At 70.5% G+C, this 13,531-nt stretch carries 11 protein-coding genes; 10 read left to right on the top strand and 1 reads right to left on the bottom strand.

Annotated elements, in window-relative coordinates; translation table 11 throughout:
* Nucleotides 1-25: 25 nt before the first annotated feature.
* Nucleotides 26-376: a hypothetical protein gene (locus QTI68_RS07275; protein WP_286520631.1), complete on the bottom strand. Its 351-nt coding sequence runs from the start codon at nt 374-376 to the stop codon at nt 26-28.
* A 121-nt stretch (nt 377-497) separates the two neighbouring features.
* Here QTI68_RS07275 and QTI68_RS07270 point away from each other — a divergent pair, with 121 nt between their 5' ends.
* The 10 genes from QTI68_RS07270 (at nt 498) to QTI68_RS07225 (ending at nt 13,521) form a co-directional block, all read left to right on the top strand.
* Nucleotides 498-1,967 carry a DUF3300 domain-containing protein gene (locus QTI68_RS07270; protein ID WP_286520629.1) on the top strand — a complete coding sequence of 490 codons (1,470 nt, stop codon included), beginning with the start codon at nt 498-500 and terminating at the stop codon, nt 1,965-1,967.
* An 18-nt stretch (nt 1,968-1,985) separates the two neighbouring features.
* Complete coding sequence (locus tag QTI68_RS07265) at nt 1,986-2,912, top strand: DUF2950 domain-containing protein (RefSeq protein WP_286520628.1); 927 nt, start codon at nt 1,986-1,988, stop codon at nt 2,910-2,912.
* A gap of 46 nt (nt 2,913-2,958) precedes the next feature.
* Nucleotides 2,959-5,661, top strand: a complete 2,703-nt coding sequence (locus QTI68_RS07260; protein ID WP_286520627.1) for a winged helix-turn-helix domain-containing protein — start codon at nt 2,959-2,961, stop codon at nt 5,659-5,661.
* A gap of 203 nt (nt 5,662-5,864) precedes the next feature.
* Entirely contained in the window at nt 5,865-6,713 is an 849-nt protein-coding gene (locus QTI68_RS07255) for a TauD/TfdA dioxygenase family protein (RefSeq protein ID WP_286521539.1), read from the top strand.
* 34 nt (nt 6,714-6,747) lie between these two features.
* Nucleotides 6,748-7,806 (top strand): beta-keto acid cleavage family enzyme, encoded by a 1,059-nt coding sequence (locus tag QTI68_RS07250; protein ID WP_286520626.1) that lies wholly within the window; start codon nt 6,748-6,750, stop codon nt 7,804-7,806.
* A 20-nt stretch (nt 7,807-7,826) separates the two neighbouring features.
* On the top strand, nt 7,827-8,390 hold the full coding sequence (locus QTI68_RS07245) for an RBBP9/YdeN family alpha/beta hydrolase (RefSeq protein ID WP_286520625.1): 564 nt from the start codon (nt 7,827-7,829) through the stop codon (nt 8,388-8,390).
* Nucleotides 8,391-8,477: 87 nt separating this feature from the next.
* On the top strand, nt 8,478-9,449 hold the full coding sequence (locus QTI68_RS07240; protein WP_286520624.1) for a quinone oxidoreductase family protein: 972 nt from the start codon (nt 8,478-8,480) through the stop codon (nt 9,447-9,449).
* 10 nt (nt 9,450-9,459) lie between these two features.
* The gene (locus QTI68_RS07235; RefSeq protein WP_286520623.1) at nt 9,460-10,821 is read left to right on the top strand and encodes an MFS transporter; all 1,362 of its coding nucleotides are present in this window, start codon (nt 9,460-9,462) and stop codon (nt 10,819-10,821) included.
* 49 nt (nt 10,822-10,870) lie between these two features.
* Nucleotides 10,871-12,514, top strand: a complete 1,644-nt coding sequence (locus tag QTI68_RS07230; RefSeq protein ID WP_286520622.1) for a 3-(methylthio)propionyl-CoA ligase — start codon at nt 10,871-10,873, stop codon at nt 12,512-12,514.
* Entirely contained in the window at nt 12,511-13,521 is a 1,011-nt protein-coding gene (locus QTI68_RS07225; RefSeq protein WP_286520621.1) for a YeiH family protein, read from the top strand. Before QTI68_RS07230 ends, QTI68_RS07225 begins: the two co-directional genes overlap by 4 nt.
* Nucleotides 13,522-13,531: the final 10 nt, after the last annotated feature.

The following is a 13,531-nucleotide window of genomic DNA, read 5'->3' as shown; positions in this document are numbered from 1 at the left end:
GATGGCGAACGAAAGCGGCTCGACCTCAGCGACCCATGCGGGCGTCGTAGCTGCGCGAGACCCGATCGATGAGCGCGGGATCGCGCGCGCCGGTGGCGTCGAACTGGACCCGGACACTGCCATCCGCCTGCTGGCGCACGCTGGCCGACACCGTGGCGCTGCCCGCCGTTCCGATGATCATGCCGGCGCTGCGGTCTTCGGTGCCGATGGCCAGCCCCTGGTCGCGCATCGCGCCGGCCGCGGCCGCGAACGATCGGTCGAAGCTGGCCGGGGCCCCCACGGTCACGGGGTACGCGGGCGGCGGGTAGTAGCAGCCACTGGCAACCAGGGCGGCGCCCAATGCCGCGACCCGCAGGAAGGTGATGATGAACTTCATTCGTGTCTCCGGTCGATCGTCCCGCGATCGTAGTGAGTTGCACATCGACTGCCTACAGTTAGCCAATTGCAGCCTCCGGCATACACCCGTATGCTGGCGGCCAACCTGGAGAGGAGTCCCCATGTTCTCTGTTGCGACCCGCTTCACGCGCATGCTGGCAGTGACGATCTCGCTGCTGGTGTCGGCGTCCCTGGTGACGGCGCAGCAGGCGCCCACCTTCAGCCGGGAGCAGCTCGACCAGATGATGGCGCCGATCGCGCTCTATCCGGATTCGCTGCTGTCGCAGGTGCTGATGGCCTCCACCTACCCGGCCGACGTGGTCGACGCCGCGAAATGGTCGAAGGCGAACTCGAAGCAGCAGGGTGATGCCGCCGTGAAGGCGGTGCAGGACAAGCCCTGGGACCCGAGCGTGCAGTCGCTGGTCGCCTTCCCGCCGGTGATCCAGATGATGGGCGACCAGCCCGACTGGACGCAGAACCTCGGCGACGCCTTCCTCGCCTCGTCGAAGGACGTGCTCGACTCGGCACAGCGGCTGCGCACCAAGGCCCAGCAGCAGGGCAGCCTCAAGACGACCGAGCAACAGAAGGTCATCGTCGAGCAGGAACCGCAGACGCAGCAGACGGTGATCAAGATCGAGCCGGCGAACCCGGAGGTGGTCTACGTGCCGGCCTACAACCCGACCGTGGTCTATGGCGCCTGGCCCTATCCGGCCTATCCGCCGTACTACTACCCGCCCTATCCGGCCTACTACCCGGGCGCGGCGCTCGCCACCGGCATCGCCTTCGGCGTCGGCGTGGCCGCCGTGGGCGCGCTCTGGGGCAATGCGAACTGGGGCGGCGGCAACGTGAACGTCAACGTCAACCGCTACAACAGCATCAACAGCAACCGCCAGATCGCGGCCAACCAGACCAACTTCCAGCACAACGCCGCCAACCGCAAGGGCGTGCCGTACCGCGACTCGCGCAGCCAGCAGCAGTACGGCCGCAACGCCGGCGATCCGGGCCAGCGCCAGGACTACCGCGGCCGCGACAACGCGGGCCGCGATGCGCAGCGGCAGCAGGCGCAGTCCTCGCTGCAGCAGCGCGGCATGGACCCGGGGCAGGGCCGCGAGAACCTGCGCAACGATCCGGGCACGCGCGAACGGGCACAGCAGGCCGCCGACCGCGGCGGCCAGCGGGGCGGCCAGGGTGGGGCTGGGGCCGGCGACCGCGGCGGGCAGGGCGGCGGCTTCGATCGGGGCGGCGCCGGTGGCCGCGAGCAGGTCCAGCATCGTGGCGGCTCCGACAACGCCCTGCGCGGCGCGGGCGACGGCGGCGCGCAGGCGCGGCAACAGGCCGATCGCGGCAACGCGAGCCGCCAGTCGATGGGCGGGGCCGGTGGCGGCGGTGCGCACGCCGGTGCCGGTGCGCGTGCGGGCGGCGGCGGCTATGGGGGCGGCGGTGCGCATGCCGGCGGCGGTGCGCGACCGAGCGGCGGTTCCTATGGCGGTGGCCATGCGGGCGGCGGCGCCCGCGCCGGCGGCGGCGGTGGCGGTGGCATGAGGGGCGGCGGTGGTGGCGGCGGACGCGGCGGCGGCGGAGGCCGGCGCTAGGCACCAGTGATGACGGCGATGAATCCACTCCACTTCATGCGAGGCTCGAACATGCTGAATCCGATGCGCACCAGGGCTGCGGCGGTCGCTGCGGTCGCCACACTCACGCTGGCGCTTTCCGCCCCCGCTTTCGCGCAGCGCGCCTATCCCAGTGCCGAGGCGGCCTCGGAGGCCTTCTTCCGGGCGCTGGCGGACAACGACCAGAAGGCGCTGCAGACGGTGCTCGGCAACGACTGGCGACGCTTCGTGCCGGCGGGCGAGGTCGATCGCGAGGACATCTACGATTTCCTGGGTGCCTACGCCAAGCAGCACAAGGTGGTGCCCGACGGGCCCGACCGGGCGCTGCTGGGGGCGGGCGACAGTGGCTGGACCTTGCCGATCCCGATCGTCAAGGGCGCGGGCGGCTGGCACTTCGACCCGCGCGCCGGCGCCGACCAGATGCAGACGCGCCGCATCGGCCGCAACGAACTGGCCGCCATGCGGGCCGCGCTCGCCTACTTCGATGCCCAGCGGGAGTACGCGCAGGTCGACCGCGACGGCAACGGCGTGCTCGAGTTCGCCCAGAAGTTCGCCAGCACGCCGGGCAAGCACGACGGCCTGTACTGGCACACCGGCCCCGGCGAGGCGGAGAGTCCGCTCGGCCCTCTCTACGCCCCGGCCCGGCCCGGCGAGGGCTACCACGGCTACCACTTCAAGATCCTCAAGGCGCAGGGTCCGAACGCACCTGGCGGCGCCTACGACTACGTCATCGGCAATCGCATGCGCGGCGGCTTCGCGCTGGTCGCCTGGCCCGTGAAGTACGGCGAGACCGGCGTGATGAGCTTCATGGTCAACCACGACGGCGTGGTCTACGAGAAGAACCTGGGCGCCGGCACGGACGCCGCCGCACGGGCGATGACCCGGTTCGACCCCGATGCGGGCTGGAGAAAGGTCGACGTACAGTAGGCGCGGGCGCGGTTCCGCCGGCGCCCTCCATGCAGCGGGGGCCCAATTGATTCCCGACACCACCCGTCCCGACGCCGGCAGCGACGACCTGCTGCTGCGGGTCTCGCCGCCGAGAGTGCCGCGCCATCTGGTGGCGCGGCCGCGGCTGCTGGCGGCCGACCCGGCGTTCCGCGATGTCCCGGCCATCCTGATCCAGGCGCCGGCGGGCTTCGGCAAGACCTCGCTGCTGGCGCAATGGCGGCTCGAACATCTCTCGCACGGCCTGGTGGTGGCCTGGGTATCGGCGCAGGCGCGCGACACGCCGCAGCGCCTGGCGCAGGCGCTGGCGCTGGCGGTGCGGCGCGCGGCGGGGCGCTCCACTTTCGGCCACGTGCTGCTCGACGCGGCAGGGCCGAGCGGCCTCGAGGGCATCACCATCTGGCTGGCGGAGCTGGCGCAGACGGCGCTCGACGTGGTGCTGGTGGTGGACGAGGCGGAGCGCCTGCCGGCGGCTTCGCGCGAGGCGCTGGCCTACCTGCTGCGCAATGCGCCACCCAACCTGCGCACCGTGATCGCCAGCCGGCCCGACTGCAACCTGGACATCGACGACCTGATCGCCTATGGGCAGTGCGTGGTGGTCGGCCCCGCGATGCTGCGATTCAGGCTCGAAGAGACGCTGGAACTGATCCACGGCCGCTTCGGTGCCAGCGTCGACAACGACACCGCCGCCCGGCTGCACGCGCTCACGGAAGGCTGGCCGCTGGGACTGCAGCTCTCGCTCACCGTGCTGGCGCGCGGCACCGACGCGCGAGCCGACGTGGCGGGGATGAGCGCCCTTGGCGGCCAGCTGCGCGAGCAGTTCCTGGCGATGCTGCTGGCCAATCTCGATTCGCGCGACCGCGAGTTCCTCACCCGCATCGCGATCCTCGACCATCTGCACCCGGAGCTGTGCCGGCAGGTCGCCGGAATGGACGATGCGACGGAGCGGCTGGCGCGACTGAGCCGCGACACGCCGGTGTTCGTGGCGGCGGAGCAGGGCGATTGGCTACGCATGCACGCGCTGGCCCGCGATGTGCTGCGCGAGGGCTTCGGCGCGCTCCCCGCGGAGGTGCAGGCCGGAGCCCATGCCCGGGCGTCCGGGTGGCTGGCCGAGCGCGGGATGCTCGAGGACGCGGCCCGCCACGCGCTGGTCGCCGGCCAGCGCGAGCGGGCCTACGAGCTGGCCGAGCGCAGCCTCTACGAATCGATCATGACCCACGGACGGCAGGGCGTGGTGCTCGAATGGCTGGCGCAACTGCCGCCCGACGAACTGGACCGACGGCCGCGGCTGCTGCTGGCCGCGGCCTGGACGCTCGCCACCAGCGAACGCCATGAAGACGCCGGCCGGCTGGTCGACCGGATCCTGGCGCAGCCGCAGCACGCGCCCGATGCCCCCCTGCGCTGCGAATGCGCGTTGATCCTGAGCGGCGGGGCGGTGTTCGCGGACGACCCGGACCGTTTCGCGGCACTGCACGACCCCTGGGCCGAGGCGCCGCCTCTGCGCGATCCGCTGCTGCTGCAGGTGCACGCCAACCGCACCGCCTACCGGACGCTGCTCGAGGGCGACCCGGCGCTGGCGCGGCTCCGCCAGCAGCAGTCGCCGCGCGGGGATTTCGGGCGCGGGCAGGGCTTCATCGGGCGCTGGGGCGAGCTCATCATCGCCCTCTCCTACGTCTGGGAAGGCCAGGTCCGGCTGGTCGAGAGCCTGCTGCATCCGGCCGTGGCCAGCGCCGAGGCGGACCTGGGGCGGCGCAACAGCTTCGTGTGCATGCTCGCCGCCCTCCTTGCCGCCGCGCTGTGGGAGCGCGGCCGCCCCGTCGATGCCGCCGCGCTGCTGGCCGACCGCCTCGACGTGCTGGAGCGCAGCGGGCTGCCTGAAGCGCTGCTGCTGGCCTACCGGACGATGGCCCGCAAGGCGGTGGCCGAGGGCGCCGAGCACCGGGCGGTCGAACTGCTCGGCGCGCTCGATGCGGCGGGCTCGGCGCGCGCGCTGCCGCGGCTTCGCATCGCCAGCCTGGTGGAGTTGGTGCGCCTGCATGCCCGGCGCTTTCGGGCGCAGCGCTGCCGGGAGCTGTGCCAGCGCATCGACGCCCTGCTGGCCGACCCGGCCCTGCCGCAGGGGCGGCTCTGGCGGCGCAGCGTGGACGCGCTGCGCGATCTGGCCCACGGCTACGCGGCGATCGCGGCCCAGGACTGGCGCGGCGCCCTGGCGCCGCTGACCCAGGCCAGCGAGCTCGTGCAGGTGGTGCGGCAAGGCCGGCTGGAGATCGAGATCCTCGGCCTGCGCGCCTTCGCGCTCGACCGTTGCGGCGAGAAGCGCGCCGCCCCGATGCTGCGCGAGGCGATCGACCTGGCTCAAAGTTACGGCCTCGTGCGTATTTTCGAGGACGCCCATCCGGACCTGGGCGCATGGGCCAGGCAGGTCGCCGGCGAAGGCGACGAACGCGCGCCGGTGGCGCCGGCCGTGGCCGCGCCGACGCGCCCGGTGCCGGCCGCCGAGACGCCCCGGCCTCCGGCCGTGCGCGGCATGGTGCTGACGCCCAAGGAGCGCGAGGTGATGGAGCTGCTGGCGCGCAGCCTGTCCAACAAGGAGATCGGGCGCGCCATGCAGGTGGGCGAAACCACGGTCAAGTGGCACGTCAAGAACCTGCTGGCCAAGCTGGACGCCGGCACGCGCAAGGAAGTCGTCGTCCGCGCCCGCATCCTCGGGTTGCTCCAGCCGGCGCCATAGCAGGGCGCCGCACTGGCGGAATGGGCCTCCCCCCTCCTGCAAGGAGGGGCTCCGAAAGGGCGCTGAATCCTATTCTTCGGGCTTGGGAATTCGCACTCAAGCGGCCTCCCGCCAGACGGAGACAAGACATGCCCTCAACAACCGAAACCGCGCCGCTGAAAGGCGCACCCGCCGTGGTGTCCAGCGCCGCGCTGAAGACATCCATCCAGGTCGAGCCTCTGACCTGCACCATCGGCGCCGAGCTGCGCAACGTGGACCTCGGCGCCGCCTCGCGCGACGCCGACACGGTGGCCGAGATCCGCGCGCTGCTGCTCAAGCACAAGGTGCTGTTCCTGCGCGACCAGGACTTCTCGCGCGCCGAGCACGTGGCCTTCGCCCGCCACTTCGGCGAACTCGAAGACCATCCCGTGGCCGGCAGCGACCCCGAGCACCCCGGCCTGGTGCGGATCTACAAGTCGCCCGACACGCCCAACGACCGCTACGAGAACGCCTTCCACACCGACGCCACCTGGCGCGAGAAGCCGCCCTTCGGCTGCGTGCTGCGCTGCGTCGAAACGCCGGAAGTCGGCGGCGACACCATCTGGGTGAACATGGTCGAGGCGTACGCGCGCCTGCCGGAAGACATCCAGCTGAAGATCGAGGGCCTGCGCGCCCGCCACAGCATCGAGGCCAGCTTCGGCGCCGCGATGCCGATCGAGAAGCGCCTGGCGCTGCACGCGCAGTTCCCCGATGCGGAGCACCAGGTGGTGCGCACCCATCCGGAAACGGGCGAGAAGATCCTCTTCGTCAACGCCTTCACCACGCACTTCACCAACTTCCACACGCCGGCGAACGTGCGCTTCGGCCAGGACTACGCGCCGGCCGCCGGCCAGCTGCTGAGCTACCTGATCAGCCAGGCCGCGATCCCCGAGTTCCAGGTGCGCTGGCGCTGGAAGAAGAACAGCGTGGCCTTCTGGGACAACCGCAGCACGCAGCACTACGCGGTCATGGACTACCCGGCCTGCCACCGAAAGATGGAACGCGCCGGAATCATCGGCGAGACCACCTACTGAACCCCTCATCCAACACGCAACTGAAAGACCAACCATGAACTTCCTCGACGGCTCCCTCTTCCCGGAGAACCAGGACAAGCTGGTGATCACCGTGGCGCCCTACGGTCCCGAGTGGATCCCCTCCGACTTCCCGCAGGACATCCCGGTGACCATGGAACAGCAGATCCAGAAGGCGGTCGACTGCTACAACGCCGGCGCCAGCGTGCTGCACCTGCATGTGCGCGAGCTGGACGGCAAGGGCTCCAAGCGCCTGTCGATGTTCAACGAGCTGATCGCCGGCGTGCGCAAGGCGGTGCCCGACATGGTGATCCAGGTCGGCGGCTCGATCTCCTTCGCCCCCGAGAGCGACGGCGCCAACGCCAAGTGGCTGCACGACGACACGCGCCACATGCTGGCCGAGCTCGACCCGAAGCCGGACCAGGTCACGGTCACCGTCAACACGACGCAGATGAACGTGCTGGAGCACATGGAGGCCGAAGACATCGCGGGCACCTCGCTGGCCGAGCCGCAGAACAACGCCGCCTACCGCGAGATGATCGTGCCCTCGGGCCCCGGCTTCATCGAGGAGCATGTGCGCCGCCTGAGCGCCGCCGGCATCCAGAGCGCCTTCCAGTTCTACAACATCAACAGCTACGAAACGGTGGAGCGGCTGATCCGCCGCGGCGTCTACAAGGGCCCGCTGGTGATGAACTGGGTGGCGATCAGCGGCGGCATGGATGCGCCCAACCCCTACAACCTGACGAACTTCCTGCGCGCGATTCCGGACGGCGCGATGCTGACCGTGGAAAGCAGCATGCGCAACGTGCTGCCGATCAACATGATCGGCATGGCGCTGGGCCTGCATGTGCGCTGCGGCATCGAGGACAACCTCTGGAACCAGTCGCGCAGCGAGAAGATGACCTCGGTGGAGCAGATCGAGCAGCTGGTGCGCATGGCGCGCGAGTTCGGCCGCGAAGTCGCCAACGGCAAGGAAGCCCGCGAGATCCTGAAGATCGGCGTGTTCTACGACACCGTCGAGGAGACGCTGGCCGCCAACGGCTTCGCGCCCAATCCGAAGGGGCGCCAGCAGGGCTACCTGCGCCGCGTGGCCTGAAGGTGAGCGGAGCATCCCCCATGCCGACCGTGCTCATCGTCCCCGGCCTGCGCGACCACGTCGACGCGCACTGGCAGACGCTGCTGGCCGCGCGCCTGGCGGCGCGCGGCCGCCAGGTGCGCTGCGTGCCGCCGATGGGCCGGGCCGACCTCGACTGCGCGGCGCGCGTGGCCGCGATCGAGCGCGAGGCGCAGGCCGTCGAAGGTCCGCTGATCCTGGTGGCGCACAGCGGCGGCTGCGTGATGGTCGCGCACTGGGCGCGCCAGACCAAGCGGACGGTCCATGGCGCGCTGCTCGCGGCGCCGCCGGACTTCGACCGGCCGATGCCCGAGGGCTACCCCACGCTCGAGGAACTGCGCGCCAGCGGCTGGCTGCCGGTGCCGCGCCGGACCTTGCCCTTCCCGAGCATCGTGGCGGGGAGCCGCAACGATCCGCTGGCCGACTACGGCCGGGTGGCGGAACTGGCCCGCGACTGGGGCAGCCGCCTGGTCGACCTCGGCGAGGTGGGCCACCTGAACCCCGCCTCGGGCTTCGGCGAATGGCCCCGCGCCGAACTGTTCATCGCCGAGCTTTCGCACCGCTGAACCATTCCCGGACGGCCCGGCACGGACCGCCGGGCACCACGGCTCGCATGCTGCCGGCCGCTTTTGAAGACACCAAGGAGACACACCATGGCCAAGGCCATTCGCTTTCATGAAACCGGCGGACCGGAAGTCCTCAGGCTGGAGAACGTCGACGTCGGCGAACCCGGCCCGGGCCAGGCGCGCGTGCGCCACACCTACATCGCGGTCAACTTCATCGACATCTACTTCCGCACCGGCCGCTATCCGCTGCCGCTGCCCAACGGGCTCGGCTCCGACGCCGTGGGCGTGGTCGAGGCCGTGGGTCCCGGCGTGACCGACATCCGCGTGGGCGATCGCGTGGGCTACCTGATCGGCCCCCAGGGCGCGTACTCGGAAGCGCGCGTGATGCCGGCCGAGCTGCTGATCCCGCTGCCCGAGGGCGTGTCCGACCGCACGGCATCGACCTTGATGATGAAGGGCATGACGGCGCAGTACCTGTTCCGCCAGGTGTTCCCGCTGAAGGGCGGCGAGACCATCCTCTATCACGCGGCCGCCGGCGGCGTCGGCCTGATCGCCTGCCAGTGGGCGCGCGCCATGGGCGTGACGATGATCGGCACCGTCAGCACCGACGAGAAGGCCGCCATCGCCCGCGCCAACGGCTGCGCCCACACCATCGTGACGTCGCGCGAGAACATCGCGAAGCGGGTGCGCGAGATCACCGACGGCAAGGGCGTGCCGGTGGTGTACGACTCGGTCGGCAAGGACACGCTGGAAGCCTCGCTCGACAGCCTGCAGCCGCGCGGCTCGCTGGTCAGCAATGGCACCACCTCGGGGCCGGTGGTGATCGACTCGCAGACGCTGGCGGTGAAGGGCTCGATCTGGGTCACGCGCCCGGCGATGATGCACTACATCACGCCGCGCGCCCACATGCTGTCGATGGCCGAGGAGCTGTTCGGCCACGTGCTGGCAGGCCGCATCGTCAGCGAACCCAAGCAGAGCTTCGCCCTGGCCGACGCCGCCGACGCGCACCGCGCGCTCGAATCGCGCGCGACCACCGGCGCGACCGTGCTGGTGCCCTGAGGGGAAGACCATGGATCTGCATTCCCATGACGCGAAGCCGGGCGCGGCCGACAGCTACCTGATCGGCCCGCGCCAGGCCTGGTTCGCCTTCGCCATGACCATCGGCCTGATGATGGTCGACTACATCGATCGCCAGGTGATCGTGTCGCTGTTCCCGCACCTGAAAGAGGCCTGGGGCCTGTCGGACAAGCAGCTCGGCGCGCTGGTGTCGGCCGTCTCGGTGACGGTGGCGCTGGGCGCGATCCCGATCGCGCTGTTCGCCGACCGTTTCAGCCGCGTGAAGAGCATCGTCGCGATGGCCACGATCTGGAGCCTGGCCTCGATCAGCTGCATGTTCACCCGCAACTATGGCCAACTCCTGGCCGCGCGTGCCGCGGTGGGACTGGGCGAGGCGGGCTACGGCGCTGTCGGTGCGGCCCTCATCGCCAGCCATTTCCCGGCCCGCATGCGCGGCGCGCTGATGGCGGCCTTCTTCGCCTCGGCCTCGGTCGGGTCGGTGCTGGGCGTGATGCTCGGCGGCCTCATCGCCGCCAAATGGGGCTGGCAGGCGGCCTTCGGCGTCGTCGGCGTGCCGGGCCTGCTGCTGGCGCTGCTCTACTCTCGGGTGCGCGACTACCGCACGGTGGCGCTCACGCCGCGCATCGAGCAGGCCACCCGTTCGACCCAGGGCACGGCGCGCGCCATCGTGAAGCGGCTGGCGCGCTCGCGCACCTTGCTGTGGGTCTGCATCGGCGCACCGGCGCAGCTGATCCTGGTGTCGGCCATCTGGGCCTGGATGCCGAGCTACCTCAACCGCATGCATGGCATGGCGCCGGAACAGGCGGGCGTGAAGGCCGCGCTGGTGGTGCTGTGCGGCGCGCTGGGCAGCGTGGTGTGGGGCGCGATCGCCGACCGCGCCGGCCGCAAGAATCCGGCGGCCAAGCTGCACGTGACGGCCGCGGTGTGCGTGGCCTCGGCGGCGGTGCTGGCGTTCGCCTTCGGCGCCGGCCACCTCGGGCTGGACCTCGGCAAGCAGGCGCAGTTCGCACTGTTCGCGCTGGGCGGCTTCCTGATGACCTGCACCGTCGGCGTGGTCGCCGCCGTGGTGATCGACGTGATCCACCCCGGCATCCGCGCCACCGGCGCCTCGGTGCTGTCGCTGTTCCAGAACCTGCTGGGACTGGCCGTGGGTCCGCTCATCGCCGGCGCGCTGTCGGACCTGTGGACGCTCGAGAACGCCCTGATGGTGATGCCGGTCTTCGGACTGCTGGCCGCCTGGGCCTTCATGGTTGCCTCGCGCAGCTACGGGGCCGACCTGCAGAGCGCCGGCGACAGCGCCGACGAAGACATCCACCCCGCGCCGGCCGGCGCTCCCCGCAGCGTGCCGGCCTGAGCCGCCGCCGCGCCACCCTGTCCATTTGAACGAACGAACGGAAACCGACATGAACGGATTGATGATGGATCAGCCGCTGCTGATCTCCAGCCTCCTCACCCACGCCGAGCGCCACCATGGCGACCAGCAGATCGTCTCGCGCCGGGTCGAAGGCGACCTGCACCGCTACACCTACCGTGACCTCGGCCAGCGCGCGCGCCGGCTCGCCAATGCGCTCGCCGCGCGTGGCATCGAGAAGGGCGAGCGCGTCGCCACGCTGGCCTGGAACGGCTACCGCCACATGGAGCTGTATTACGCGGCCTCCGGCTCGGGCGCGGTGCTGCACACGCTCAACCCGCGCCTGCACCCCGACCAGGTGGTGTGGATCGCCGACCACGCCGAAGACGAGATCCTGTTCTTCGACCTGAGCTTCCTGCCGCTGATCGAGGCCATCGCCTCGCGCGTGTCGACCATCAAGGCCTTCGTCGCCATGACCGACCGCGCCCACATGCCGGCCGAGTCGAAGGTGCCCAACCTGCTGTGCTACGAGGAACTGATCGAGGACCACTCGCCCGACTTCATGTGGCCGGTGTTCGACGAGAAGGCGGCTTCATCGCTGTGCTACACCTCCGGCACCACCGGCAACCCGAAGGGCGCGCTCTACAGCCACCGCTCGACCATGCTGCACACCTATGCGGCGGCACTGCCCGATGCGCTGAATTGCTCGGCCAACGACGTCATCCTGCCGGTGGTGCCGATGTTCCACGTCAACGCCTGGGGCCTGCCCTACATCGCGTGCATGGTCGGCGCCAAGCTGGTGTTCCCGGGTCCGTGGCTCGACGGCAAGTCGCTGCACGATCTCTTCGAAGCCGAGGGCGTGACGGTCTCGGCCGGCGTGCCCACCGTTTGGCAGGGCCTGCTCGCCCATGTGGAGAGCAACGACCTCCAATTCAGCACCATGCGCCGCACGATCATCGGCGGCTCGGCCTGCCCGCCGGCGATGATGCGCGCCTTCCAGGAGCGCTACGACGTGCAGGTGCTGCACGCCTGGGGCATGACCGAGCTGAGCCCGGTGGGCGCGGTGTGCACGCTCAAGCCCTGCCATCGGTCGCTCGACGGCGAGCAGCGCCTGGCGCTGCAATCGAAGCAGGGCCGCTCGGTGTTCGGCATCGACATGAAGATCGTCGGTGCCGATGGCGCCGAGCTGCCGCAGGACGGCAAGGCCTCGGGCGAGCTGATGGTGCGCGGCGCCTGGGTGATCTCCGGCTACTACAAGGGCGAGGGCGCGGGCCCGTTGGTCAACGGCTGGTTCCCCACCGGCGACGTCTCGACCATCGACGCCGACGGCTTCATGCAGATCACCGACCGCAGCAAGGACGTGATCAAGTCCGGCGGCGAATGGATCGGCTCCATCGACCTCGAGAACATCGCCATGGCGCACCCCGCCGTGGAGATGGCGGCCTGCATCGCGGCGCGCCACGCCAAGTGGGACGAGCGCCCGCTGCTGATCGTGGTGAAGAAGCCCGGCCAGGAATTGACGCGCGAGGAACTCATCCGCTTCTACGACGGCCGGATCGCCAAGTGGTGGACGCCCGACGACGTGGTCTTCGTCGACCGCATCCCGCTCGGCGCGACCGGCAAGGTGCAGAAGAACCTGCTGCGCGACGCCTACGGCAACCACCTCATGGCCGACAGCGGAATGAGGTTCGCATGACCGCCCTGTCGATCGCCGCCTGGCCGGCGCGCAGCCGCACGCTCTTCCCGGGGGTGCTGGCCTGCGCGGTGGTCGCGGCCGCCTCCACCTTCCTGTCGCAGCACTACGGCGCGCCGGTGATGCTGTTCGCGCTGATCCTCGGGATGGCGATGAACTTCCTGTCGGTCGACGGCGCCTGCAAGCCCGGCATCGAGTTCACGGCGCGCCAGGTGCTGCGCTGGGGCGTGGCGCTGCTGGGCCTGCGCATCACGGCCGCCCAGGTGGTGGCGCTGGGCTGGCATCCGGTGCTGCTGGTGGTGCTGTCGGTGGTGCTGACCATCGGGGTGTCGATGGTGGTCGCCAAGCTGATGGGCTTCCAGTCGCTGTTCGGCCTGCTCAGCGGCGGCGCCACGGCGATCTGCGGGGCATCGGCCGCGCTGGCGTTGGCGGCGGCGCTGCCGTCGCATCCGCAGAAGGAGCGCGCGACGCTGTTCACGGTGGTCGGCGTCTCGGCGTTGTCGACCTTCGCCATGATCGCCTATCCCATGATCGCTCACGCCCTCGGGCTCGACGAGCGCGCCGCCGGGATCTTTCTCGGCGCGACGATCCACGACGTGGCGCAGGTGGTCGGCGCCGGCTACAGCATGTCGAAGGAGACCGGCGACATCGCCACTTTGGTCAAGCTCATGCGCGTGGCGATGCTGCTGCCGGTGATCGTGTTCGCCGTGATGTGCACACGCGCCGCCGGCAAGGGCGAGGGCGGCCCGCGCCCGCCGCTGCTGCCGTGGTTCGCGGTTGCCTTCGCGCTGCTGGTGGCGGTCAACAGCACCGGCTGGATTCCGAAGGTCCTGACCGACGCCGGCAGCGACTGCTCGCGCTGGTTCCTGGTGGCCGCCATCGCCGGCATCGGCATGAAGACGCAATTGCGCGACCTCGCCACGGTGGGCCTGAAGCCCGTCGTCCTGATGTTGGGCGAAACGGTGTTTCTCGCGATACTGGCAATTGCGCTGATTCGCTGGACATCCTGAACAGAACAAC

Origin of the sequence: Variovorax sp. J31P207, from assembly GCF_030316965.1 — a bacterium.
GTDB classification, from domain to species: Bacteria; Pseudomonadota; Gammaproteobacteria; order Burkholderiales; family Burkholderiaceae_C; genus Variovorax; species Variovorax ginsengisoli_B.
Note: the sequence above shows the minus strand (reverse complement) of the source record. Positions and strands in the feature narration are given on the sequence as shown.

Bases quoted from the DNA above. Each gene is read 5' to 3' on its own strand.
- QTI68_RS07235 (WP_286520623.1), top strand. From the start codon at position 9,460: ATGGATCTGCATTCCCATGACGCGAAGCCGGGCGCGGCCGACAGCTAC.
- QTI68_RS07245 (WP_286520625.1), top strand. From the start codon at position 7,827: ATGCCGACCGTGCTCATCGTCCCCGGCCTGCGCGACCACGTCGACGCG.
- QTI68_RS07225 (WP_286520621.1), top strand. From the start codon at position 12,511: ATGACCGCCCTGTCGATCGCCGCCTGGCCGGCGCGCAGCCGCACGCTC.
- QTI68_RS07270 (WP_286520629.1), top strand. From the start codon at position 498: ATGTTCTCTGTTGCGACCCGCTTCACGCGCATGCTGGCAGTGACGATC.
- QTI68_RS07265 (WP_286520628.1), top strand. From the start codon at position 1,986: ATGAATCCACTCCACTTCATGCGAGGCTCGAACATGCTGAATCCGATG.
- QTI68_RS07275 (WP_286520631.1), bottom strand. From the start codon at position 376: ATGAAGTTCATCATCACCTTCCTGCGGGTCGCGGCATTGGGCGCCGCC.
- QTI68_RS07230 (WP_286520622.1), top strand. From the start codon at position 10,871: ATGAACGGATTGATGATGGATCAGCCGCTGCTGATCTCCAGCCTCCTC.
- QTI68_RS07250 (WP_286520626.1), top strand. From the start codon at position 6,748: ATGAACTTCCTCGACGGCTCCCTCTTCCCGGAGAACCAGGACAAGCTG.
- QTI68_RS07240 (WP_286520624.1), top strand. From the start codon at position 8,478: ATGGCCAAGGCCATTCGCTTTCATGAAACCGGCGGACCGGAAGTCCTC.